Below are 22710 nucleotides of genomic sequence, written 5' to 3' on the forward strand. Positions count from 1 at the left end.
GACTCCCAGGGAGCCGAACCCGATGTCCGAGCGAGTCCCCGACCCGTCCACGGCCCATTTCGGCAGGGACGGCATGCGCCGGTTCACGGTGCCCGCCTCCTACGGCATCCAGCTGCCTGACGCGGCCCGCGTGGCGCTGGCGGAGACCGGGGTCCCGCTGCACGTGGCGCCGTACTTCACGGCGGCGGCCGAGACGGACGGGCCGACGCTGGGGATGACGGCGGGCCACCATGGCGTCCCGGTGCCAGCGGGCCAGGAGGCGTGGCTGCGGATCGGCACCGACCCGCTGGCCGACCTGTGCGTACGGCCGGACGGGGCGGTGCAGGCCGTGTTCCTGGGCGTCGGTGAGGACGACATGTTCGTCAGCTCGGACATCCCCGCCTTCAACGCCTCGCTGACGGCCCTGGACCGCCGGCTGCCGGTGATCGCCGCCTCCACCAGCCTTCCGGTGGCGGCCGCCGCGTTCCGCGAACTCAACGCGGACCTCCGTCAGATCGACGCCGCCGCCTTCGAGGACCGCGAGAGCTGGTGGCCGAGGGTCCTGGACGACGTGCGGCACACGTTGAACTTCCCCTTCTCGTCGGCCTTCGAGTACGTCGACGCGACGGGCGCCAAGCAGATCGTCACCGACACCACGGGTCCGGGGCGCCCGCACCCGGAGGAGCTGGTCTGGCAGCGCCTGCACGCACAGGGGGTCTCCCCGCAGCAGGTGCGCCGCGTCTACTGCGAACTGGAGCCCTGCATGATGCCGGGCCATTACTGCGCCGTATGGCTCCAGGCCACCTTCCCGCACGCCGAGTTCACGCACAGCTTCGACTACGGGTCGACGGCCGAGTCGCGGGAGGACGGCCTCAAGGAGCTGATCACCTACGCGGCCCAGCAGGCCGGGGGCAGGTGACGTCGGCACGAAGGCCGTCGCGAAGGTCATCGCGAAGGTCGTTGTGAAGAGGGAGACACCGTGACCGAACCGAAGTGGTCCCGCCCGGCCGCGGGCCGCGAACCGGCGGCCGCGGCGCTGCTGGCCTGGCTGGCGGACGAGACCGCGCCCCGGCTGTGCGTCGTCACCGGCAGCGCGGGGTGCGGCAAGTCGACGCTGCTGGCGTGGCTGATCGGGCACGGGACGCGGGAGGGGACGCGCCGGGATCGCCGGGTCCACGGCTTCGTCCCCCTCACCGGGCAGTCCGCGCTGACCGCCGCCTGGACCCTGTCGCAGCAGTTGTCGGTGGCCGCCCGCACCCCGGGTGAGCTGCTGAGGGCGATCTCCGCCGACACACGCCGTACGGTGATCGCGCTGCCGGAACTCCATGCCGCGGAGGATCCCGGAGCGATCGCCGAACTCGCGCTGGAGCTACTGGAGTTGCCCCACGTCCGACTGTTGGTCGAGGTACGTGGTGACACTGCCGAGGCCGCGAGGATGACGGCGGTCCACTCGGCCGTGATGGACCTCGACCAGTCGCGCTGGACGGACCCGGAGCGGTACGCCCTCTGGGCGGCCGCGACGCAGGACGAGCGCGCGACGGCAGCCGAAATCCCCCCGCCTCCCCCTGCTCCGGTCGACTTGGACGACCCCGCGGCTGTCTGCCACGCGGATCCCGCGCAGGTGTCCGTCCGCTACGAACGCTCCTCGGAGGCACACGGAGGGCTGCGCGCGGCATGGCTGCGTGCGGGGGCCTCCCTGACCCGCGAACAGGCGCCCGCGGACCAGGCCGTCGTCCTTCTGGCGGCACTGGGCGACGACGCGGACCCGCGACTGCCGCAGGCGCTGGCCGAGCTTGCCGAGGGTGCCGCATGGGAGGTGGTCTGGCGACGGGTGCGCGGCGATGTCCGGCCGCCGTGGCCGGGACCGGCCGTTGCGCTGGCGTCCGGTCGCGGGCACCTCTCCGGAAAGCTGGTCGTGGCCGATCACCGGGGCACGGTGCGCCTGGTGGAGGACGTGAACGCCGCGCCGGCCGGCAGGCTGCCGGAGCCGGTGGCACAGACGCGGGCCGTGTGCGCCACGCCGGAGGGGGACGTACTGCTCCTGGACGCACAGGGCCGGTTGCACACCCGGCGCAGTCCCTCCGCGCCGAGGGCCGCGGGCCTGTCCGCGCTGCTGGACGACGGCCCGACGCCGCTGGAGCGGCTGACGGAGGCGGTGCGCTCCCGACTCGGCGGAACGGCTGCGGCACTGGCGCTCCAGGACGGACTGCTCGCCGTCGGCGACGCCACCGGCCGGATCCACGCCTTCCTCGAACACGGCACGGTCGAAGAGGCCGGCACGGACGACACGCCTCTCGCCGTCCGGCTGCACGAGGGCGAGGTCGCGGCCCTGGCCGCCCTGCGCCTTCCGGTGTCCGAGGACGAACCGGGCATCCCGCTGGTCTACAGCGGCGGTGACGACGGGACGGTACGGGCGTGGGGCCCGGGCGCCGAACCGCTCGCCTCCCCCGTCCGGTCGCGACCATGTCCCGTCACGGCGCTGGCGGCGGTCGGCACGACAGGCACCGGTGGTCCACCGGTGCTGGCCGTCGCCTGGGCGGACGGCCTGGTCGAACACCATACCTTCGACGAGGACGGCACGGTCCGCACGTACTGGCCGGGAGCGCCGGTGCACGCGGTGGCACTGACCGGCGCCGGAACACTCGTGATCGGCACGGACGAGACGCTGGTGTGCCTGCGCCCGGCCTGAGAGACGGCGGCTGTTGTCACAGTCATGCGATAGAACCCAGAACCGGACTTGCCCGCCAACCCACGCCCCTCGTTAGGGTTTTCATACTTATATGACGACCAGTAGGACGAGGGGGCGTCACGGGGGATGGGCTACACGATTCCGGGTTGGCTGGACCAGGTCCTGGACTACATCGGCATCCACTTCCCGAACGTGGACGAGGACGACTACCGCCACATGGCCACCGCCCTGCGGGAGTTCGCCGACAAGTTCGAGGGCCACGGCGCGGACGCGCACAGGACGGTGGAGCAGATCCTGGCCTCCTCCCACGGCTGGGCCGTCCACTCCATGCAGGCCCACTGGAGCCAGGTCAAGGCGGGCCACCTGGACAAGGTCCCGGAACTGGCCCGCCTGTTCGCCGACGCCCTCGACGTGATCGCGGACATCGTGTTCGGCATGAAGACGAAGGCCGAGGCCGAACTCGCCGTGATGGCAGGCTCGGTGGGGCTCTCGCTCGGGCTGTCCTTCGTCACGGGAGGGCTCTCCGCCGTACTCGGCGCGGCCGAGGTCACGGCCATGCGGCAGTTGGTGAAACGAATCATCGACGAAGCGGCCGACCAGATCGTGAACGAACTGCTCGCCAAGGTCACCGAACCGGTCAACGCCAAGCTGGAGGCGATGATCGAGGACACGGTCCTGAACCTGGCCAACGACGCCTTCACCCTGCCGCCCGCCCCCGGCAGCGGTGACGGCGGTTCCGCGCACGGTCACGGTGGCATGCAGCTGGCCTCGGCGGGAGACGCGAGCGGCCTGGAACTCGCCTCCGCATCCGGCGGCGCCGTCGGACCGGGCGCGGGAGCCGACCTCTTCATCGACCACGAGGAGTTCGAAAGCGGCGCCGCCAAGCTCTCCTTCCACGGCAGCGAACTCCACCTGAACAGCGCGGCCCCTCTCGGCCGGGCCAAGTCCCTCTTCGGCCGCACGAGGGGCAAGGATCCCTTCACCCAGACCTTCGACTCGGTGCTGCACGGCGGTCTGGAAGGCTGCGAGAAGGCTCTCAAGAAGATCGGAAAACACCTCGCGGAGACGGTCCCGAACCGTACGAAGGCGATCTCGCAGCTGCACAAGGACATCGACAACGAGGTCGGGCAACGGGTCAAGCGAATCAGCACGGGCCATCACGGGGACGGCGACACCCCGATGTTCCTCCTCAACGCGGACGGAACGGTTGAGCGGCTTCACGCCGACGGCCGAAAGCCCACGAGGGTCCATGGTCACGAACAGGGTCTTCCGGACCTCGTGGACAGCGACGGCAGAGCCTGGCGGTACCGCAAGGCAGACCCGGAAAAGAACCCTTTTCCCCTGTCTCCGGACCCCACCAACCCGAAGGTCTCCTCCAGGCGTCTGCGCCCGGACGAGGTGAGCGACCTGGCCTACGCGACACAGCTGGCACGCTATTCGAAGAAGGACTACGGCGGCGGCAACTACGCCGCAGCGCACTACGTCGACTCCAACGGAAAATCGTTCATCTTGGTCGGCCACAGCAAGGGTGTCCACTCAGAACGGACCATTGGGTATCCCGTACTCAGAGACGGCAATCCGCATGGCATCCGCTCTCTCTACACAGAACGGGAACCCTGCCAGGACTCAAGCTCATGGTGCGATCAATGGCTCGCCAAGCACTTCGGTGCGGACCAGCACGTCACCCACTCGCACAGTTACGATCAATCGCCCGTGGACGGCAAGCGTCCAAGCTCGTACAGCATCGATGGTGAGCACCGGGCATACCGGAGGAATCTGGAGGACTGGCATCGCAAGCATGGCCTCGATGCTGGGATGATGACCGAGTCGGACGGTGCGGCCATGGAGGCCGCGAGGAAAAGCAGGCGGGGCTGAACCATGCTCTTCGACATTGACCATGAAGTCTTGTCTCATGCTGTCGGCGAGGGCGGCGTGTCCCGCCTTCCCGAGGCAACGGCCCGGCGCTACGGCTTCACCGGAGAGACTCTCGACTTCCTCGTCCGCACGGGCATCCCCGGAGCCGAGGACTTCGAGTTGTCCTTCGGCCTGCCGACCGAATTCGACGCTCGCTTCGTCTGGGACTGCGCGGAGGAAGCAGAACGAGGCCGGACCTTCCCTGACGGGGTCAAAAAGGTCGTCAAGATCGGCAACTTTCCCGTCAACGCCGTCGTCATCGATCCGGAGACCGGGGTGGTGTACCAATACACCGATGCCACGCAGGACGCGATTCCGGTCCACGGCGACCTCTCATCACTGACGAAGACCGTGATCTCCTTCCTCGACTACATCGAGTCCTACAGCCGCGACGAGGACGCGGATGACGAGGACGCGGAGTACGTACGCCGTGAGCGCGAAGTCGACGCCTTGATGGATGACATCCGCGCCGTCGACCCGCTGCCCTTCGCCCACGAGTACAGCGAATGGACCGAGATGTTCGACAACCTCAAGGGCGGCATCTACACATGAGCAGCGGCCGGCGATGACGAGGACGGATCCGCGGTTCGCCGGGTATCTGCCGCAGCCTGGTGAGCGGCAGGCGCCGGTGTCGGCGGTCGTGGCGGAGGCGAGCGAGGCAGAGGTGCCGGTGCTCGCCGCGTTGCAGGCGCGGGCGCGTGGTGGGCCCGCGGACGAGTGGGCGGAGCGCATTCGGCGGGTGTGCGGTCGGGAGCGCAGCCTGGTGGTCACCGCGAAGGTGTCCGGCGAGACCGTCGCGTACGCGAGCGCCGAGTTCCTGCCGGAGCATCCGGCGGATCACGCCCCGGCCGGCCACTACCTGACCGGCGTCACGGTGGACCCGGCCTGGCGGCGCCGTGGTCTCGGGAGGCTGCTGACCCTGCGGCGCGTGGACTGGGTGTGGGAGCGGGACACGGCCGTCTGGTGCTTCGTCTCCGCCCGCAACGGTGCCTCGCTCGACCTGCACCGTGACCTCGGCTTCGAGCAGGTACGGAGCGGGCCGTCATTCCAGGGCGTCGAGTTCGCCGGCGGCGCGGGCCTGCTGCTGCGCGGGCTCCGCACGCCGTAGGTTCTCGCCGGCCAGTTCCCGCACCCGCCGCACCAGCGCCTCCCGTACCGAATCCGGCTCCAGGACCCGCAACGGCGATCCCAGGCCGAGGAGATAGCGGGCCAGGCCGTCCGCGTCCGGGCCGCCGACCTCGACCCTCGTCGCGTCCGGGCCGTCCGGGCGGTGGGTTCCGATCGTGGCGGGGACGAGGCGGAGGGCCTCCCGGAGGGGGACGGGGAGGCGGACGGTCGCCGTGAGCGGGTAGGGGCCGGTGGCGATGTTCCGGGAGACCAGGCGGGCCGGGTCCGGGACGTCGGTGAGGTCCGCCGGGTGGCCGGTGGACTGGAGGCGCTCGACCCGGTCGGCCCGGAAGGTGCGCCACTGGCCCCGGGCCACGTCCCGCGCGACGAAGTACCAGAGCCGGCCGGTGTGGACCAGGCGGTACGGGTCGATCTCCCGGACGGTCGAGCGCCCCTCCCCGTCCGTGTACGTCAGCCGGGCCCGCTCCCCGCGCCGGCAGGCCGCCGCCAGTTCCAGCAGCAGCCCGGGTCGGATCTGATGTGCGCCCGTGCCCGGCAGTCGTACGAAGGCGTCGTCCAGTTCCCCCAGGCGCTCCGCGATGCGCCGGGGCAGGACCTGGCGCAGCTTCAGCATCGCCGACAGGGCCGCCTGGTCCCCGCCGAGCGCCGCCTCGCTCAGCCCCACCGCCACGGCCAGCGCCTCCTCGTCGTCCAGGATCAGCGGCGGCAGGTGGGAGCCCGCGCGGAGGCGGTAACCGCCCCAGGGGCCCGCCTCGGAGTCCACCGTGTAGCCGAGGTCTCGCAGCCGGGCGACGTCCCGGCGGACCGTGCGGTCGGTGACCTCCATGCGCTCGGCCAGTTCGGCGCAGGTCCAGGACGGGCGGGAGGAGAGGAGGGACAGCAGCCGCAGCAGGCGGGCGGACGCGGCGATCACGGTCCAGAGTCTGGCACACGGTCGCGCCCGACCAGGACCGTACCTGTCCTGGTCATGGCCTAGCGTCCTCCTCATGAGCGACGACACCACTCCCGCCTTCCGCTACGCCGCCGTCACCTTCGACTGCGCCGACCCCGCCGAACTCGCGCGCTTCTATGGCGAGTTGCTCGACTACCCGACCCTGTTCGCCACCGACGACTTCGTCTTCCTCGGCAAGGAGGGCGCGGCCGGCCTCGGTTTCAACCGCCTCGCCGACTACCGCCCGCCGACCTGGCCGGACCCGGCCCAGGAGAAGCAGGCCCACATCGAACTGGGGGTGGACGACCTGGACATCGCCGAGAAGCACGCACTCGGACTGGGCGCCACCAAGCCCGAGTTCCAGCCGGAGCCGGACCGCTGGCGCGTGCTGCTGGACCCGGCCGGTCACCCGTTCTGCGTCACGACGCTGGTCTAGGGCTCTTGGGCCCTCGTGTCACAGGGCCCGCAGCAGCCAGGCCAGCCCCAGCTCGCGGGCCGTCAGGCCGGCCGTCTCGCGGAGTTGGTCGGCCTCCGCGCCGGGGGGAAGCTCACCGGCGAGCGTCACGGCCGCCGCCTGCGCACGGGCGCCGAGGGTCGCCGCAGGTGGTAGGACCGGCGCAGCAGGACGATGCCCTGTTCCCGGTCCTGCGCCGGCAGGTGGCCGCCGATGTGGCGTACGGCGTAGGACTCCAGCAGCGCGTCACCTCGCTCCCGGGCCTGTTCCAGGGCCTGCCGGCAGCCCGGCCCGGCCGTGTCGGGATCGTCGTCGACGTTGTCGGCGAGCACACCGAGCCAGAACACGGCCCAACCGGCCACCCGCGTGTCGGCCGTGGCGGCACGGAAGCCCTCGCGGGCCTGCCGGAGGTCGTCGGGGCGCGGGTCCAGACCGAACAGCAGCCCGGTGTGGCGCAGTTGCGCGCCGAGGTATCCGGCGAGCACCGGCTCGCCCGGCAACAGCGCCTCGACCGCCTCCTCGGCGGCCGCCGCACCGTCCAGCCGCCAGAATCCGCCGACGCTGAGCTTCGTGGTGTGGGAGCCGGCACTGCGACTCAGAGAACGACCCCGCCCACGGGCCGACCCTCCGGGTCGAACCCTCCGCCTGGGCCTCCTTCACCGCCTCCCTCAGGTGACCGTCGGCCCCGCCGTGCGCGGGGCGTCCGCTGGGGCCACAGCAGGACGTACGCCGCCGAGCCGATACAGAACGCCAGCCGGATGAGACCCCGCGTCGAGTCCGACGGGACGACCAGGACGCTGCCGTAGAGCGTGATCAGGGCGATCCAGCTGACCCAGGGGACGAGCCGGCGCTGGCCGATCGAGTCCCACAGCAGGGTGCCGAGGAGGACCGAGGCGTTGTAGTACGTGTACACGCTCGGGTCCAGCATGATGCGCGCGTCGACGGCGAGGAAGACCACCGCCGGCCAGCGGTTGCGGCGTACGGCCAGGGCGCCCAGGGCCAGGCCCAGGGCCATCTGGGCGGGGCGGTCCCAGGGCGGGGTCGCCGGGTCGTTCACGCCGAACCAGCGCAGGGCGGACGCCGGCTGGTTGGGGATGGTGAAACGCGCCGCGTGCAGGGTGTTCAGGTGGGTCAGGTAGAACGGCAGCCAGGCCACCGCCACCAGGCCGAACGCCCAGAACGCCGAGCGCAGGCGGGACCCGCGGGGCAGGGCCAGCAGCAGGGGCAGGAAGCCCACCGCCCAGGGTTTGGAGTCCACGGCGAGGGCCAGGAAGACGCCCACCCCCGTGGCGTTGCCCCGTACCAGCGCGCGGACCGCGAGCGTCGTGAAGAACAGGGCCATGACGTCGTCGAGGTGGGCGAAGCGTACGGAGACCTCGACCCACATCGGGATGAAGGCGGCACCGGCGATCAGGACACGCTGTTGCAGGCGTTTGTGGTTCAGGCCCGTGCCCCGGTTGTAGTCCGCTGCCGCCCGGCCTATCAGGACCAGCATGTACAGGCCGAGGCCCGACATGAACGCGTCAGCGAGTTTCTCGCCCACCGCGAGGGGGAAGGGTGCGAAGAGGCCCGCGACCAGGAAACTGACAGGGCCGATCTGTAGCTCGGGGTGGTTGGCATAGAGCGCCAGGCCACCGCCGCCCCGCTGACCGAAGAGGAGCTGCTCGCCCTCGCGCAGGTAGTGCCAAGACACCGCCGCGTGACGTTCGGCCACCAAGAACCAGACGACCGTCCACAACGTGAGCAGCACGATGTGCCACCGCACCGGGTAACGCCCGATCCGCACGTTCCGATTCCGTCCTTCCCGTCCTCACACCACCTGATAAGAGGGACTGCCGGGGCAGGTGGTTCATCGGGCCGGTCCGCCAACAGGATTGTCAGTGGGGCACCCTACAGTGCCCGCATGGCGACTCTTCCCAACCCGCTGCCCAGGCTGGCCCTCGACCCCAGCGGCCGTTCGCTCGGGCTGCGGCTCCCTCCCGGCCGGCTGGTCGACGCGACCGACGACGGCCCCTGGCACGAGCCCCTGCTGTGGCACGCGGAGAAGCCGGCCGCGCCCGGCACCTGGAAGGCCCTGGGCGCACCCGGCGCACGGGTCGGCCTGCTGCCGGTGCTGGTGGACCTGGGCGCGTACCGAACCGGCCCGGAGGACTGGGGTCTGCTGCCCGGCGAGGCCTCGTATCCGGGCGACCACGACGCCGAGGAGGTCCTCGGGGAGTACTGGGAGGAGGAGACGGCGGAGCTGACGGACGGTGCGGAGATCGCGCCGTTCGGGGACGAGTGGCCGGGGCTCGCGCCCGCCGGGCAGCTCGCCGCCGACCCCGACACCCGGGCCGCCCAGGTCGCGGACGCGCTTCGGAGCGGTCCCGGCATGCTGATCGAGGAGGCGCACCTCGCTCTGGTGCCGGCCCGCCGCTCCGCCGACATACCGGCGGCCATCGGGTGGACGGGGCCGGTGAACTACGAGAGCGACGTGGCCCGGATATGCGCGGTCCTGCGCTCCTGGGAGGACCGCTTCGGCATCCGCGTCGTCGCCCTCGGTCTCGACGCCCTCGTCGTGTCCGTCGCCGCCCCGCCGACCACCCAGGAGGCCGCCGAGGCGGTCGCGGCGGAGCACTTCGCGCTCTGCCCGGACACCATCGTCGAGGGCGAGTACGACGACGCCGAGAGCCTGCGCGCGTACGCCAAGTCCCTGGTCGGCGAGCCCGTGTGGACCTTCTGGTGGGACTGAGCCCGCTCCCCGGCCCGGTGCGCGTCAGCCGGTGGGCCTAAGTCCCCGGCCCAGCCGCCGCAGCCCCTCCGCTATCTCCCGCGGGGTCTGCGTGACGAAGCACAGGCGGAGCGTGGCGGGGTCGGGCGTCCCGGCGTAGAAGGGCGCGCCGGGGACGTACGCCACGTTCTGCTCGACCACCTGGGGAAGCAGTGCGAGCGTGTCGTACCCCTGCGGCAGCCGGACCCACAGGAACATCCCGCCCTCGGGCCGGCTCCACCGCGAGCCGGCCGGGAGGGCACCCGGCAGGCCCGCGAGCATGGCGTCGCGGCGGGCGGCGTACACCGACCGCACGCGCTCCACGTGCGCGTCGAGGACGTCGAGGTAGCGGACGGCGGCCAGTTGGTTGAGCGTCGGGGTGTGCAGGTCCGCCGCCTGCTTGGCGACCGCGCACGCCCGGCGCAGCTCCGCCGGGGCGCGCAGCCAGCCGAGCCGCAGGCCGGGCGCCATCACCTTGGAGAAGGAGCCGATCAGGACCGTGCGGTCCTCGGCACCCGGCAGGGAGGCGATCCAGGGGACGCGCTCGCCGTCGTAGCGCAGCGCGCCGTACGGGTCGTCCTCGACGAGCCACAGGCCCGCGCGGGAGGCCACGGCGGCGATCGCCTCGCGGCGCGGCGCGGGCATCGTACGGCCGGTGGGGTTCTGGAAGGTGGGGACCAGGTAGAGCAGCTTCGGGCGCTCGCGGCGCACCGCCTCCTGAAGCGCGGCCGGGTCCACCCCGTCCGCGTCCCCCGGCACCGCCACCACGCGCGCGCCCGCGAGGCCGAAGACCTGGAGGGCCGCCAGGTAGCAGGGGTCTTCGACCAGGACCGTGTCACCGGGTTCGAGCAGGGCGGTGGCGAGGAGGGACAGGGCCTGCTGGGAGCCGGTGGTGACCAGCAGGTCGTCGGCGGCGGTCGGCAGGCCCTGGGCGGTGACGCGGGAGGCAAGGGCGGCCCGCAGCGTGGGCTCGCCCTCGGTCGTGGAGTACTGCAGCGCCCGCGCCGGGCTGTGCGCGAGGACGTCCGCGAACGCCGCCGCGATGCCCTCCCGGTCGAACAGCTCCGGCGCCGGCAGCCCGCCCGCGAAGTTGATCACCTCGGGTCGCGCGGTGACCGCGAGGATGTCCCGCACCGGCGAACCGCCCACCGCGCGGGCACGCGCGGCGAGCGGCGGGACGGGGGCGGGGGCGGGGGCTCTGTCGGCGAGCGGCGGGGCGGGCGGGGCGGGCTGGGCGACGGTCATGGCACGGCTCTCCTTCGGCGCTGCGGCTCGGAATCCGGCCACAGTAGAGAAGGTAGGTGCCGTCTACACCGGCAATTCCGCGATGCGGACGCTCCGGTGGGCCTGGCGCTCAGTTCGCCCCGGCCGCCGGTTTCCACGCGTCGCCGCCGAGCGGAAAGGCGTACGCGGGCCGCCCGTTGGCGCCGCTGGTGCGCAGCGGCCGGCCGTTGTCACCGATGAGCAGCGTGCCGTGGCGTGTCCCGCTGGACCAGGACAGCTCCAGGTACCAGCTGACGTCGTACGCGGAGGCGTCGGCCGTGACGTGGAGGACCTCGGGGTCCGTCCGGCTCACCTTGAACGGGAAGCCCTGGTGCCCGGACTCGGGTACGACCTGGGGGCGCAGGGCGTCGAGCGCGACCGTGAAGGAGCGCGTGGGCACGCCCCCGCCGCAGCCCACGCCGGGATAGCCCATGGCGTAGTCGTTCCAGGAGAGCGGCGAGCCCCGGCCCGCGACGCGCACGGACAGCCCCTCCAGGACGACGGTGTCGCCGCCGGTGCCCTGCACGGTGAGCGTGACGAACTGCTCCCCCGCCGACACCGCCTTGTGCACGGCCACCCAGGCCGGCGCGTCCTGCTCCAGCGGGGGCGGGGAGACGTCACTCGGCGCCCGGTCGATCAGGTAGTGCTGGGAGCAGGGGCTCTCCCAGGAGTACGGGTGCGTGGTGACCGCCAGGGGCGGGGCGGCGGTGTCCGTGCCACCGGGGGTGGCGGTGTCCTGGACGCCAGGTGCGCCGCTCGGAGGCGCGGCGGAGGACGTGCCGGACGGGGAGACGGACCCCGGGCCGGTGGCGTCCGTGCCGGCCGTGCCGGCAGTGCCGTGCGGGGCCCCGGCCGTCGGCGCATGCCGCGGTACCGCGGAGCCCGCCGCGGGCGCGGCCGCCGTGCCGTCCGCCTCCGCGCCGCCGGAGGGGAGGGTGAGAGCCAGCGCCGCCGCCCCGAGCAGCGCGGTGACGGCGACGGCGGACAGGAGCGCGATCCGGGTACGGCGGGTGAGGCGGGCAGGGCGCCGGCGGCCGCCGGACCGGCCGCCGGGCAGGTCACCGCGCCGGGAAACGGCCACCGGCTCGGCGATGTCCGACACCGGCGGCACCAGTTCCTCGACGGGCACCGCGTCCGGGGCCGGGACCGACTTCGCAACGGGCGCCGCCGGCTCCGGCGCCACCGGCTCCGCGGGAGCAGGCTCCTTCCTCCCCCGAGCCGCGTCCGCCAGCACCCACCTGCGGTGCAGCTCCACCAGTTCCTCCGGCGTCGCCTTGCACAGGCGGGCGAGGCGTTCGACGGGGGCGTAGTCGGTCGGTACGGCGTCCCCGTTGCAGTACCGGTGGAGCGTCGACGTACTCATGTGGAGCCGCTTGGCGAGCGTGCCGTAACTGTGTCCGGAACGGTTCTTCAGCTCCCGCAGAAGCTCCGCGAAACCGCTCTCCGTGCTGCCGTCCGTCACCGTCTCCCCCTCCCCCCTCGTCCCATCCCGGCATTCCAGGGAGGGACTGTTTACGCAGGTCAGCACCTATGCCGGTGTTCCAGCGTCCCGGATTGGCCAGCACCTGTGGCCGCCGGGACGAAGCTCCGCACAGGCTGTGGCTCATCCAAACACGCCAACCGGCCCAGCCCGAAAGAGGACTTGCCATGCGTATGCGCCACATCCGTCTGCTCGCCGCCGCCGGCACCGCGGTGACCGCCCTCGCGCTCAGCGCGTGCGGCGCAGGCGGGACGGGGACGAAGGACGAGGGGGCCGCGCGCTCGGCGGCGCCGACGGCGGCGGACGGGACGCCCAGCGCGTCCTCCGGTTCCTCCGCCTCCCCCGGCACGGCCGCGGGCACCGGCGGGACGGCGAACGGCACGCCCGTGACCCGCACCCACGCCCCGGGCGGCACGAAGGCCGGGGGGACGGGAGCCGCGACCGGGAACGGCACCGGCACCGGCGGCTCGATCGTGCTCTGCAACGGCGCGAACACCCGCGTCACCGCACAGCCGCTCAACCGCCCCCTGAACCACATGCTGCTCACGGTGACCAACACGGGCCGCAGGACGTGCGACCTGACGTACTACCCGATCGTGCGCTTCGACGAGATGCAGTGGGCTCCGCAGGCGGACAAGGGCACCCAGCCGCAGGCGGTGACGACGCTGAGGCCGGGCGAGTCGGGGTACGCGAGCGTGCGGCTGTCGGCCGCCGACGGCAGCGGCGAGGGCGGCGCGACCGCCCACAAGCTGACGGTGATGTTCCAGGGCCGCACCCCGAGCAGCGACGGCGGCGCCACCGCGAGCCCGGTACTGCCGGCGAAGGGCGTCTACTACGACAGCGCGCTGACGGTGACGTACTGGCAGCGGAGCCTGGACGACATCGCCGGCTGGTGAACCGTGCGCCCGCGACTAGCGCAGGGTGCGGGCCACCTCGGTCGCCCAGTAGGTGAGGATGTTCCGGGCGCCGGCCCGCTTGATGCCCGTCAGGGTCTCGACGATGGCCCGGTCCCGGTCCAACCAGCCCTTCTCGGCGGCGGCCTCGATCATCGCGTACTCGCCGGAGATCTGGTAGGCGGCGACGGGCACGTCCGAGGCGTCGGCGACGCGCGCGAGGATGTCCAGGTACGGCCCGGCCGGCTTGACCATGACCATGTCCGCGCCCTCTTCGAGGTCCAGCTCCAACTCCCGCAGGGAATCACGCCAGTTGGCCGGGTCCTGCTGGTAGGTCTTGCGGTCGCCCTGGAGCGAGGAGCCGACGGCCTCGCGGAAGGGGCCGTAGAACGCGGACGAGTACTTGGCGGTGTACGCGAGGATCGCCACGTCCTCCCGCCCGATCTGGTCGAGCGCGTCGCGGACGACGCCGATCTGGCCGTCCATCATCCCGCTGGGGCCCACCACATGGGCTCCGGCGTCGGCCTGCACCTGGGCCATCTCGGCGTACCGCTCCAGGGTGGCGTCGTTGTCGACGCGGCCCTCGGCGTCCAGCACACCGCAGTGCCCGTGGTCGGTGAACTCGTCCAGGCAGAGGTCGGACATGACGAGGAGGTCGTCGCCGACCTCGGCGCGCACGTCGCGCAGCGCGACCTGGAGGATCCCGTCCGGGTCGGTGCCGGCGGTCCCGAGGGCGTCCTTCTTCGACTCCTCCGGCACGCCGAACAGCATGATCCCGGAGACCCCGGCCTCCACGGCCTCCAGCGCGGCCTTCTTCAGGCTGTCGCGGGTGTGCTGGACGACACCGGGCATGGCGGCGATCGGCACCGGCTCGCTCACGCCCTCGCGGACGAACGCCGGGAGGATGAAGTCGGCGGGGTGCAGCCGCGTCTCGGCCACCATCCGCCGCATGACGGGCGAGGTCCGCAGCCGCCGGGGCCGGGCACCGGGAAACGATCCGTACTTCGTCATGCCCTCTACGCTACGCCCGCCCGGCGAGCGCCTTTGCCAACACGGTGTCGGCCCACGGCGAGGGGCATTCAGGGGCATACCGGCACCCCGATACGGACGTCCGCGTCACCAGGCGGCCTGACTCCGTGTGCTCACGGACCCGCGCCAGATAGCCGTGCGCCTCCAGCTCGCGCAACGCGGACGCGATCCGGTCCCGCCCCTCGGGGAAGCGGTCCGCGAGGCTGCGGATGTCGACGGGGGTCCCCTCGGGCACCGAGAGGATGTGGGTCGCGAGTCCGATGGCGGTCAGGGACAGCTCGCGGTGCTGGGCGAGGTGGTTGCCGACGACCACGTACTGGCCGGGCTGGTACGTGCGTACGTGGGTGACACCGGAGGGGGTGGTGGATCGCCGAACACCCTGAAGCGGGCGCAGGGCGGCGTTAGGCTTCTTCTCAGCCATAGGGAAGGGTCGACTTCCTCGTTGGTCAGGCCCTCGCACTGGGATTGCCGTCCCGGCGGGGGCCGATGCATGTGTGGGGTTGTGAGTGTCCGAGGCGCATATGCCTGCGGCGCCTCGGGGCTGAGCCTGCACGCCCGAACCGCCGCCACGCCAGCCAGACCGACCCGTTTCACCCGAGCGAGTGACCTACGCGGGGTTTGGTTTGGTTGGTTGTTTTTTCCCCGGGTTCTTAGGTCTTTTACGGCCCGCAGCCCCGGCCGCGGAGCCACCGAGTCACGCATTCCCCGGCTCCGGTGCGAGGTGCGCCGATGGCCCGGCCGTATCGGTTTCGGCCCACACCGTCTTGCACGGCACCGGCCCCTGCCGCACACCCCAGCGGTCCGCCAACTCCTCGATCAGCAGCAGTCCGTAGCCGGACTCGGCCGACCCCGGGGCGGCGGCCCGCGGAACGGGCAGCGCGTCGCCACGCGTGTCGGTGACCTTGATACGCAGAACCCCCTCGGCCGTCACCGCGAGAGCCGGCCGGAAGCTCCGCCCGAGCACCCCGCCGTGCAGCGCGGCGTTCGCCGTCAGCTCGGCGACGATCAGCCGGGCGGGGGCCAACGGCATCCCCCAGGAGCGCAATTGCTCGGTTGCGAGCAGTCGGCCGAGGCGGGCGCCGCGCCGGGTCGAGGAGAGCGGCACGCAGAACTGGCGCGCCGGGATGTGCAGGGTGGAGATTCGCTCATTCACGTCACTCAGCGTGTCCACGCGTGCCTAGCCTGTGAAGAACGGCAGCCCGTGCGGACGGAGGCTGTCCGTGCCGTGTCCGGGTGCATCCGGGCCGTACGGGGTGAGTGGTGACGGGAGGACGGCGCAGGTGAGCGACTGGGATGCGGGGCTGGAGGACGACGAGGCCGGAGCCGTCATGCGGACGGTCTCACGGCAGCTGAAGCTGTGGCGGGAGGCGGCCGGCCTGACCCAGGCGGAGTTCGGGACGGCCATCGGGTACGGCGAGGAACTGGTCTCCTCGGTGGAGCGGGGACGGCGGATTCCCCGGCCGGAGTACCTGGACGCGGCGGACGAGGTGCTGGGTGCGGGCGGGAAGATCACGCTCAAGCAGGATGTGGCGGAGGTCCGGTACCCGAAGAAGGTCCGGGATCTGAAGAAACTGGAAGCGGATGCGGTCGAGCTGTGCGCGTACAACAACTCTGTCGTGCATGGGTTGTTGCAGACCAGGGAGTACGCGCAGGCGGTCTTCAGCGCTCGCCGGCCACCCTTCACCGCAGAGGAGTTGGACCAACGGTTGGCAGCCAGAGTCGCACGTCAGGAGGTTGTCGACGAGACCATGGCCCGGCCCGTCTTCAGCTTTGTCCAGTGCGAGTCGACGCTTCGTCGGCCCATCGGCGGCAGGATGGTGATGCGAGCGCAGCTGGAACGCCTGCTGGGTGTCGCCGAGTTCCGCAACGTCGACCTCCAGGTACTGCCGCTCGGACGTGAGCAGAACTCAGGCCTCGCCGGGTCGTTCAGGTTGCTCAGGCTCAAGGACGGCACCACGGTCGGGCACGTGGAGGTGCAGCACATCAGCCGGGTGATCGTCGACCCGAAAGAGGTGCAGCTCCTCGATATGCGTTATGGGATCATCCGGGCACAGGCTCTCGACCCACGGGAGTCGATGGCCCTCATCGAGAAAGTGCTTGGAGAGACATGAAGCTGGAGTGGATAAAGAGCAGCTACAGCACGGACGAGGGCCCCGACTGCGTCGAAGTGGCGACCATCCCCGACCAGATCCTCGTCCGCGACTCCAAGAACCCCACTGGCCCCCGTCTCACCCTCACACCCGACGCGTGGGCGACCTTCCTGCCGTATGCCTCCGGGCGCTGACACACCAGCGGGCGACCGTGCCCTCGAGGACCGCATGCGACGCAAGAACGCCCCGCCGTATCCCTGAGGGACGGCGGGGCGTTCGTCGATCGGCTCATGGCGGACCACCACCCATGGGGCTTCAGGTGGTCGACCGACGCCTCCGCGCCCCCGGCCTCCGCTCGCTCGGCCGGGTCACCGGGTCCCCCGCCTCCACCGCCGCGGCCCGCCGCTTCATGCCGAACTCGGCCAGCGCCTCCGCCAGCTTGTGGACCGACGGCTCCGGGGCCATGACGTCCACCCGGAGGCCGTGCTCCTCGGCCGTCTTCGCCGTCGCCGGGCCGATACACGCGATCACCGTCACGTTGTGCGGCTTGCCCGCGATGCCGACCAGGTTGCGGACCGTCGAGGAGGACGTGAACAGGACCGCGTCGAAGCCGCCGCCCTTGATGGCCTCGCGGGTCTCGGCCGGCGGCGGCGAGGCGCGGACCGTCCGGTAGGCGGTCACGTCGTCGACCTCCCAGCCCAGCTCGATGAGCCCGGCGACCAGGGTCTCGGTCGCGATGTCCGCGCGCGGGAGGAAGACCCGGTCGATCGGGTCGAAGACCGGGTCGTACGGCGGCCAGTCCTCCAGCAGGCCCGCCGCCGACTGCTCACCGCTCGGCACCAGGTCCGGCTTCACGCCGAAGGCCACCAGCGCCTTCGCCGTCTGCTCGCCCACCGCGGCCACCTTGATGCCCGCGAAGGCACGGGCGTCCAGGCCGTACTCCTCGAACTTCTCCCGGACCGCCTTCACCGCGTTGACCGACGTGAACGCGATCCACTCGTAGCGGCCGGTCACCAGGCCCTTGACCGCCCGCTCCATCTGCTGCGGGGTGCGCGGGGGTTCGACGGCGATGGTCGGCACCTCGTGCGGGACGGCGCCGTAGGACCGCAGCTGGTCGGAGAGCGAGGCCGCCTGCTCCTTCGTACGCGGCACGAGCACCTTCCAGCCGAACAGCGGCTTGGACTCGAACCACGACAGCTGGTCGCGCTGGGCGGCGGCGGAACGCTCGCCGACCACGGCTATCACCTGCCGGCCGCCGTCCGGGGACGGCAGCACCTTCGCCTGCTTCAGGGTCTGCGCGATGGTGCCGAGGGTGGCCGTCCAGGTGCGCTGGCGGGTCGTCGTACCGGCGATCGTGACCGTCATGGGGGTGTCCGGCTTGCGGCCCGCCGAGACCAGCTCGCCCGCCGCCACGGCCACCGAGTCGAGGGTCGTCGACACGACGACCGTGCCGTCCGACGCGCCCACCTCCGTCCAGCAGCGGTCGGAGGCCGTACGGGCGTCCACGAACCGGACGTCCGCGCCCTGCGCGTCCCGCAGCGGCACGCCGGCGTACGCCGGCACACCGACCGCGGCCGCCACGCCCGGCACCACCTCGAAGGGCACCCCGGCGGAGGCGCAGGCGAGCATTTCCTCGGCCGCGTACGTATCAAGTCCCGGGTCCCCGGACACCGCACGGACGACCCGCCTGCCGGAGCGCGCGGCCTCCATGACAAGATGAGCGGCATCCCGGGCAGGAGACGGGGCAGCGGCGGTGGTTGACGTGCCGTCAACGACCTTGAGCTGCGGCGTGCCCGTGCCCGGCGGCGAGACCGAGGAGGAATCGCCGTCCGTCCGCACGACGGAGACGCCCTGCCGCGCGTGCGTCCGGATCACGTCGAGCACCTCGTGCTCGGCGATCAGGACGTCCGCGTTCGACAGCGCCTCCACGGCGCGCAGAGTCAGCAGTCCCGGATCCCCGGGTCCGGCACCGAGGAAGGTGACGTGCCCGTGTTCGAGGCCGGCGGGAAGGGTGGTGGGGCTCAATGTGCTCGCTCCCCCATCAGACCGGCCGCGCCCTGGGCGAGCATCTCGGTCGCGAGGTCGCGACCGAGTGCCAGCGCCTGGTCGTGCGCCTGGGGCACGGGACCGGTGGTGGACAGCTGCACCATGCGGGTGCCGTCGGTCGTCCCGACGACGCCGCGCAGGCGCATTTCCTTGACAATCTGCCCGTCGGCCAGAAGGTCGGCCAGTGCGCCCACAGGGGCGGAGCAGCCGGCCTCCAGGGCGGCGAGCAGTGATCGTTCGGCGGTCACGGCGGCCCGCGTGAACGGGTCGTCGAGTTCACCGAGCGCGGCGATCAGTTCCGCGTCGTCCGCGGCACACTCGATCGCCAGGGCCCCCTGGCCGGGGGCGGGCAAAACCGTGTCGACCGACAGGAAGTCGGTCACCTCGTCGATCCGGCCTATCCGGTTCAGGCCGGCGGCGGCCAGCACGACCGCGTCCAGCTCGCCGTCCCGGACGAACCGGATGCGGGTGTCGACGTTGCCGCGGATCGGGACCGTCTCGATGTCCAGTCCGTGCGCGCGGGCGTACGCGTTCAGCTGCGCCATGCGGCGCGGCGAGCCGGTGCCTATGCGCGCGCCGCGCGGCAGGTCGGTGAACTTCAGCGCGTCGCGCGCGACGATCACGTCCCGCGGGTCCTCGCGCTCCGGTACGGCGGCCAGGACCAGCTCGGCGGGCTGCGCGGTCGGCAGGTCCTTGAGCGAGTGCACCGCGAAGTCGACCTCGCCGCGCACCAGCGCGTCGCGCAGCGCCGTGACGAAGACGCCTGTGCCGCCGATCTGCGCGAGGTGCTCGCGGGAGGTGTCGCCGTAGGTGGTGATCTCGACCAGCTCCACCGGCCGCCCGGTCACCTGGCGGACGGCCTCCGCCACCTGCCCGGACTGGGCCATGGCGAGCTTGCTGCGCCTGGTCCCCAGCCTCAGTGCCCTGTCAGTCATGCCGGTCGGTCCTTCGTGTCTGTGCTGTCCACGGCCCGGGAGACGGAGGCGACCGTCTCCGGGTCGAGGTCGAACAGGGTGCGCAGCGCGTCCGCGTACCCGGTGCCGCCGGGCTCGGCTGCGAGCTGCTTGACCCGCACGGTCGGCGCGTGCAGCAGCTTGTCCACGACCCGGTGCACGGCCTGGCGGATCTCCCCGCGCTGGCGTTCGTCCAGGTCGGGCAGGCGGCCGTCGAGCCGCGCGATCTCACTCGCCACGACGTCCGCGGCCATGGTGCGCAGCGCGACCACGGTCGGCGTGATGTGCGCCGCCCGCTGTGCCGCGCCGAAGGCCGCGACCTCGTCGGAGACGATACGCCGGACCTGGTCCACGTCGGCCGCCATCGGAGCGTCGGCCGAGGCCTCCGCGAGCGACTCGATGTCCACCAGGCGCACCCCGGCCAGCCGGTGCACGGCCGCGTCGATGTCGCGGGGCATGGCCAGGTCGAGGAGGAAGAAGAAGGGCGCCGGGCGCTCGGCGGGCGGCTCGGGCCTGCGCCGCTCGGGGATCCGGCCGACCGTGGCGGCGGTCGCGGCGAGTGCGGTGATCAGCTCGGCGTCGGCCTCGGGCGTACGACGCTCCCGCCGGTCCACGGCGCTTCCCGCGGCCCACGCCGCGTGCTGCTCCAGGGTGGCCGCGTCCATCCCGGCCACGGCGGCCTCGCCCAGCACGGAGAAGCCGCCCGGTACGGCGGCCAGGTCCAGCGGGCAGTTCTCGTCGCCGGCGGCCGGCGGCAGCGGGGCCTTCTCGTCCGCCGTGGTGAACGCGGTCGCGGCGACGGCCGGCTGCCCGGTGCGGCCCTCGACCGCCTGCGCGACCGCTTCCGCCGTGAGCACCAGGCCCGTCGCCCCGGTACAGGAGACGACGACGTCGGCACGTGTCAGCTCGCCCGGTACGGCGGCCATCTCGACCGCGCGCGCGGTGACCGTGCTGTCGTCGGCGTCGGTGAGTATCCGGGCGAGGCGCTCGGCGCGCTCGAAGGTGCGGTTGGCGACGACGATCTCGGCGACCCCGGCCCGCGCGAGCGTGGCGGCGGCCAGCGAGGACATCGATCCGGCGCCGATGACCAGCGCCTTCTTGTCCCGCGCCCAGGCGGGGACCTCGCTCCCGGCGGCCAGCTGCTCCAGACCGAAGGTGACCAGGGACTGGCCCGCGCGGTCGATGCCGGTCTCGGAGTGGGCGCGCTTGCCGACCCGCAGGGCCTGCTGGAACAGGTCGTTCAGCAGCTTGCCGGCGGTGTGCAGCTCCTGCGCCTTGGCCAGGGAGTCCTTGATCTGACCGAGGATCTGGCCCTCGCCGACCACCATCGAGTCCAGGCCGCAGGCCACCGAGAACAGGTGGTGGACGGCCCGGTCCTCGTAGTGCACGTAGAGGTAGGGGGTCAGCTCGTCCAGGCCGACGCCGCTGTGCTGGGCGAGCAGCGTGGACAGCTCGGCGACACCGGCGTGGAACTTGTCCACGTCGGCGTACAGCTCGATGCGGTTGCAGGTGGCGAGCACCGCGGCCTCGGTGGCGGGCTCGGCGGCGACCGTGTCCTGGAGCAGCTTGACCTGGGCGTCCGCGCTCAGCGCGGCCCGCTCCAGCACGCTCACCGGCGCGCTGCGGTGGCTCAGACCGACGACGAGGAGACTCATGCCGGCATCACGGCGGGTACGTCCCCGTCGGGCCCCTGGTCGGCGGATGCGGTCGACGCGCCCGGCGCGGCGGACGCGTCGCGGGTGGTGGCCGCGGGCAGCGCGCCGTCGCCCGCGGCGGTCTCCAGGACGGGCTCCTCGCCGGCCTTGCGCTGCTCGTGGAAGGCGAGGATCTGCAGCTCGATCGAGAGGTCGACCTTGCGGACGTCGACGCCGTCCGGGACGGACAGCACGGTCGGCGCGAAGTTCAGGATGGAGGTGACCCCGGCACCCACGAGCCGGTCGCAGACCTGCTGGGCGGCGCCGGCCGGGGTGGCGATGACACCGATGGAGACGCCGTTGTCCTCGATGATCTTCTCGAGGTCGTCGGTGTGCTGCACCGGGATGCCGGCGACGGGCTTTCCGGCCATCGCGGGATCGGCGTCGATCAGCGCGGCCACCCGGAAACCACGGGAGGCGAACCCGCCGTAGTTGGCGAGCGCGGCGCCGAGGTTACCGATACCGACGATGACAACCGGCCAGTCCTGGGTCAGGCCGAGTTCACGGGAGATCTGGTAGACGAGATACTCCACGTCGTAGCCGACACCGCGCGTTCCGTACGAGCCCAGGTACGAGAAGTCCTTGCGCAGCTTGGCGGAGTTGACCCCCGCCGCCGCGGCCAGTTCCTCGGAGGAGACCGTGGGTACCGAGCGCTCGGACAGTGCCGTCAGGGCTCGGAGGTACAGCGGAAGCCGGGCGACGGTGGCCTCGGGAATCCCTCGGCTGCGGGTCGCCGGTCGGTGTGTTCGGCCAGTTGCCACGGTGCTCCTGCGGGTAGAGCGGGGCTGCAGGCGGTCACACGTCCCCAGACCGCCCCGTCGAATGCAGGCTATGTCTTTGTGAACGCGTGCACAAAGATGGTGTCCGATTTGCCCGGCAGAAGTGACCGGTGTCACGAAACCGGGGCGCCCTTGACGGGAACCGGCGTGCACGCACGCGCGTTCCTTCGGTACCGGGGGCAAAATCGCACACTCTCCTCACAAATCCCGCCCCCGAGACCAAACCGCCGTCGATCCTAAGCGACTTTCGGGCCGGTTTGGACTAGTCGGTCAGTGCCCGGCGCAGTCGTTCCTCGTTCACGCGCCAGAAGGTGTGCTGTTCGCCGTCGACGAGCACGACGGGGATCTGCTCCCAGTACTGGTCGTGCAGCGCCCGGTCCTCGGTGATGTCCTTCTCCTCCCAGGCCACACCGAGTTCCCCGCAGACCTTCTCGATCACGGTCTGCGCGTCGTCGCACAGATGGCAGCCGGGCTTGCGGATCAGTGTGACGAACCGCTCACGGGGGTCGGCCTTGCGCCGGAAGAGGGGGCTCATACCCGCCATTCTCCCGCGCGCCCGGAACCCTCCCCCGGCCCGCCTCCCACCGGCCTTAACGGCTCGGTAGCGGAGAGTTCACACCCTTCCAACCTCTCGACTCC

General features: G+C 72.0%; 22 protein-coding genes and 1 pseudogene. 10 read left to right on the forward strand and 13 right to left on the reverse strand.

Going from position 1 to position 22710, the window contains the following annotated elements:
- The first annotated feature begins 22 nt into the window (after positions 1-22).
- From ACZ60X_RS32775 to ACZ60X_RS32795, 5 genes are all read left to right on the forward strand, one after another.
- On the forward strand, positions 23-898 hold the full coding sequence (locus ACZ60X_RS32775) for a nucleic acid/nucleotide deaminase domain-containing protein (protein WP_469606303.1): 876 nt from the start codon (positions 23-25) through the stop codon (positions 896-898).
- 60 nt (positions 899-958) lie between these two features.
- Positions 959-2668: a hypothetical protein gene (locus ACZ60X_RS32780; RefSeq protein WP_469606306.1), complete on the forward strand. Its 1710-nt coding sequence runs from the start codon at positions 959-961 to the stop codon at positions 2666-2668.
- 126 nt (positions 2669-2794) lie between these two features.
- Positions 2795-4543 (forward strand): nucleic acid/nucleotide deaminase domain-containing protein, encoded by a 1749-nt coding sequence (locus ACZ60X_RS32785; protein WP_469606308.1) that lies wholly within the window; start codon positions 2795-2797, stop codon positions 4541-4543.
- A 3-nt stretch (positions 4544-4546) separates the two neighbouring features.
- Positions 4547-5134, forward strand: a complete 588-nt coding sequence (locus tag ACZ60X_RS32790) for an SUKH-4 family immunity protein (protein WP_469606311.1) — start codon at positions 4547-4549, stop codon at positions 5132-5134.
- 13 nt (positions 5135-5147) lie between these two features.
- Entirely contained in the window at positions 5148-5690 is a 543-nt protein-coding gene (locus tag ACZ60X_RS32795; protein WP_469606313.1) for a GNAT family N-acetyltransferase, read from the forward strand.
- Here the strand turns inward: ACZ60X_RS32795 and ACZ60X_RS32800 are convergent.
- Positions 5625-6623: a helix-turn-helix transcriptional regulator gene (locus tag ACZ60X_RS32800; protein WP_469606316.1), complete on the reverse strand. Its 999-nt coding sequence runs from the start codon at positions 6621-6623 to the stop codon at positions 5625-5627. The genes ACZ60X_RS32795 and ACZ60X_RS32800 overlap by 66 nt on opposite strands.
- A gap of 73 nt (positions 6624-6696) precedes the next feature.
- Here ACZ60X_RS32800 and ACZ60X_RS32805 point away from each other — a divergent pair, with 73 nt between their 5' ends.
- On the forward strand, positions 6697-7077 hold the full coding sequence (locus ACZ60X_RS32805) for a VOC family protein (protein ID WP_469606318.1): 381 nt from the start codon (positions 6697-6699) through the stop codon (positions 7075-7077).
- Positions 7078-7202: 125 nt separating this feature from the next.
- On the opposite strand, the gene ACZ60X_RS32810 is transcribed toward ACZ60X_RS32805, so the two are convergent.
- Together ACZ60X_RS32810 and ACZ60X_RS32815 are read right to left on the reverse strand one after the other, a co-directional pair.
- Positions 7203-7595: a hypothetical protein gene (locus tag ACZ60X_RS32810; protein WP_469606322.1), complete on the reverse strand. Its 393-nt coding sequence runs from the start codon at positions 7593-7595 to the stop codon at positions 7203-7205.
- A 95-nt stretch (positions 7596-7690) separates the two neighbouring features.
- A complete protein-coding gene (locus ACZ60X_RS32815; protein WP_469606324.1) occupies positions 7691-8881 on the reverse strand; it encodes a hypothetical protein in 1191 nt (396 codons plus the stop codon).
- Between the two features lie 117 nt (positions 8882-8998).
- Here ACZ60X_RS32815 and ACZ60X_RS32820 point away from each other — a divergent pair, with 117 nt between their 5' ends.
- Positions 8999-9826, forward strand: coding sequence for a DUF4253 domain-containing protein (locus tag ACZ60X_RS32820; protein ID WP_469606327.1), 828 nt, complete (start codon positions 8999-9001; stop codon positions 9824-9826).
- Between the two features lie 24 nt (positions 9827-9850).
- On the opposite strand, the gene ACZ60X_RS32825 is transcribed toward ACZ60X_RS32820, so the two are convergent.
- Complete coding sequence (locus ACZ60X_RS32825) at positions 9851-11089, reverse strand: aminotransferase-like domain-containing protein (RefSeq protein ID WP_469606329.1); 1239 nt, start codon at positions 11087-11089, stop codon at positions 9851-9853.
- A gap of 109 nt (positions 11090-11198) precedes the next feature.
- On the reverse strand, positions 11199-12569 hold the full coding sequence (locus tag ACZ60X_RS32830) for a helix-turn-helix domain-containing protein (protein WP_469606332.1): 1371 nt from the start codon (positions 12567-12569) through the stop codon (positions 11199-11201).
- A 191-nt stretch (positions 12570-12760) separates the two neighbouring features.
- On the opposite strand from ACZ60X_RS32830, the gene ACZ60X_RS32835 reads away from it, so the two are divergent.
- Entirely contained in the window at positions 12761-13483 is a 723-nt protein-coding gene (locus tag ACZ60X_RS32835; protein ID WP_469606395.1) for a DUF4232 domain-containing protein, read from the forward strand.
- A 15-nt stretch (positions 13484-13498) separates the two neighbouring features.
- On the opposite strand, the gene hemB is transcribed toward ACZ60X_RS32835, so the two are convergent.
- The 3 genes and pseudogenes from hemB to ACZ60X_RS32850 all read right to left on the reverse strand — a co-directional run bounded on the left by hemB (position 13499) and on the right by ACZ60X_RS32850 (position 15662).
- Positions 13499-14491: a porphobilinogen synthase gene (gene hemB / locus ACZ60X_RS32840; protein WP_469606334.1), complete on the reverse strand. Its 993-nt coding sequence runs from the start codon at positions 14489-14491 to the stop codon at positions 13499-13501.
- A 97-nt stretch (positions 14492-14588) separates the two neighbouring features.
- Positions 14589-14930, reverse strand: a pseudogene (locus ACZ60X_RS32845) (helix-turn-helix domain-containing protein); the annotation flags it as partial.
- 273 nt (positions 14931-15203) lie between these two features.
- Entirely contained in the window at positions 15204-15662 is a 459-nt protein-coding gene (locus ACZ60X_RS32850; protein WP_469606337.1) for an ATP-binding protein, read from the reverse strand.
- 127 nt (positions 15663-15789) lie between these two features.
- On the opposite strand from ACZ60X_RS32850, the gene ACZ60X_RS32855 reads away from it, so the two are divergent.
- Positions 15790-16620, forward strand: a complete 831-nt coding sequence (locus tag ACZ60X_RS32855) for a helix-turn-helix domain-containing protein (RefSeq protein ID WP_469606340.1) — start codon at positions 15790-15792, stop codon at positions 16618-16620.
- Positions 16617-16793, forward strand: coding sequence for a DUF397 domain-containing protein (locus tag ACZ60X_RS32860; RefSeq protein WP_469606342.1), 177 nt, complete (start codon positions 16617-16619; stop codon positions 16791-16793). Before ACZ60X_RS32855 ends, ACZ60X_RS32860 begins: the two co-directional genes overlap by 4 nt.
- A 121-nt stretch (positions 16794-16914) precedes the next feature.
- Here the strand turns inward: ACZ60X_RS32860 and ACZ60X_RS32865 are convergent, their stop codons facing one another.
- The 5 genes from ACZ60X_RS32865 to ACZ60X_RS32885 form a co-directional block, all read right to left on the reverse strand.
- Positions 16915-18624: a bifunctional uroporphyrinogen-III C-methyltransferase/uroporphyrinogen-III synthase gene (locus ACZ60X_RS32865; RefSeq protein ID WP_469606345.1), complete on the reverse strand. Its 1710-nt coding sequence runs from the start codon at positions 18622-18624 to the stop codon at positions 16915-16917.
- Positions 18621-19580: a hydroxymethylbilane synthase gene (hemC, locus tag ACZ60X_RS32870; protein WP_469606347.1), complete on the reverse strand. Its 960-nt coding sequence runs from the start codon at positions 19578-19580 to the stop codon at positions 18621-18623. The genes ACZ60X_RS32865 and hemC overlap by 4 nt, the downstream gene beginning before the upstream one ends.
- Positions 19577-21253: a glutamyl-tRNA reductase gene (locus ACZ60X_RS32875; RefSeq protein WP_469606350.1), complete on the reverse strand. Its 1677-nt coding sequence runs from the start codon at positions 21251-21253 to the stop codon at positions 19577-19579. The genes hemC and ACZ60X_RS32875 overlap by 4 nt, the downstream gene beginning before the upstream one ends.
- The gene (locus tag ACZ60X_RS32880) at positions 21250-22053 is read right to left on the reverse strand and encodes a redox-sensing transcriptional repressor Rex (RefSeq protein WP_469606352.1); all 804 of its coding nucleotides are present in this window, start codon (positions 22051-22053) and stop codon (positions 21250-21252) included. The genes ACZ60X_RS32875 and ACZ60X_RS32880 overlap by 4 nt, the downstream gene beginning before the upstream one ends.
- 280 nt (positions 22054-22333) lie before the next feature.
- Complete coding sequence (locus ACZ60X_RS32885) at positions 22334-22615, reverse strand: glutaredoxin family protein (RefSeq protein WP_469606354.1); 282 nt, start codon at positions 22613-22615, stop codon at positions 22334-22336.
- Between the last annotated feature and the right edge of the window lie 95 nt (positions 22616-22710).

Source organism: Streptomyces sp. NPDC104106, from assembly GCF_055584345.1.

Bases quoted from the DNA above. Each gene is read 5' to 3' on its own strand.
- ACZ60X_RS32835 (WP_469606395.1), top strand. From the start codon at position 12,761: ATGCGCCACATCCGTCTGCTCGCCGCCGCCGGCACCGCGGTGACCGCC.
- ACZ60X_RS32795 (WP_469606313.1), top strand. From the start codon at position 5,148: ATGACGAGGACGGATCCGCGGTTCGCCGGGTATCTGCCGCAGCCTGGT.
- hemC (WP_469606347.1), bottom strand. From the start codon at position 19,580: ATGACTGACAGGGCACTGAGGCTGGGGACCAGGCGCAGCAAGCTCGCC.
- ACZ60X_RS32860 (WP_469606342.1), top strand. From the start codon at position 16,617: ATGAAGCTGGAGTGGATAAAGAGCAGCTACAGCACGGACGAGGGCCCC.
- ACZ60X_RS32805 (WP_469606318.1), top strand. From the start codon at position 6,697: ATGAGCGACGACACCACTCCCGCCTTCCGCTACGCCGCCGTCACCTTC.
- ACZ60X_RS32875 (WP_469606350.1), bottom strand. From the start codon at position 21,253: ATGAGTCTCCTCGTCGTCGGTCTGAGCCACCGCAGCGCGCCGGTGAGC.
- ACZ60X_RS32820 (WP_469606327.1), top strand. From the start codon at position 8,999: ATGGCGACTCTTCCCAACCCGCTGCCCAGGCTGGCCCTCGACCCCAGC.
- ACZ60X_RS32790 (WP_469606311.1), top strand. From the start codon at position 4,547: ATGCTCTTCGACATTGACCATGAAGTCTTGTCTCATGCTGTCGGCGAG.
- ACZ60X_RS32825 (WP_469606329.1), bottom strand. From the start codon at position 11,089: ATGACCGTCGCCCAGCCCGCCCCGCCCGCCCCGCCGCTCGCCGACAGA.
- ACZ60X_RS32775 (WP_469606303.1), top strand. From the start codon at position 23: ATGTCCGAGCGAGTCCCCGACCCGTCCACGGCCCATTTCGGCAGGGAC.
- ACZ60X_RS32785 (WP_469606308.1), top strand. From the start codon at position 2,795: ATGGGCTACACGATTCCGGGTTGGCTGGACCAGGTCCTGGACTACATC.
- ACZ60X_RS32885 (WP_469606354.1), bottom strand. From the start codon at position 22,615: ATGGCGGGTATGAGCCCCCTCTTCCGGCGCAAGGCCGACCCCCGTGAG.
- hemB (WP_469606334.1), bottom strand. From the start codon at position 14,491: ATGACGAAGTACGGATCGTTTCCCGGTGCCCGGCCCCGGCGGCTGCGG.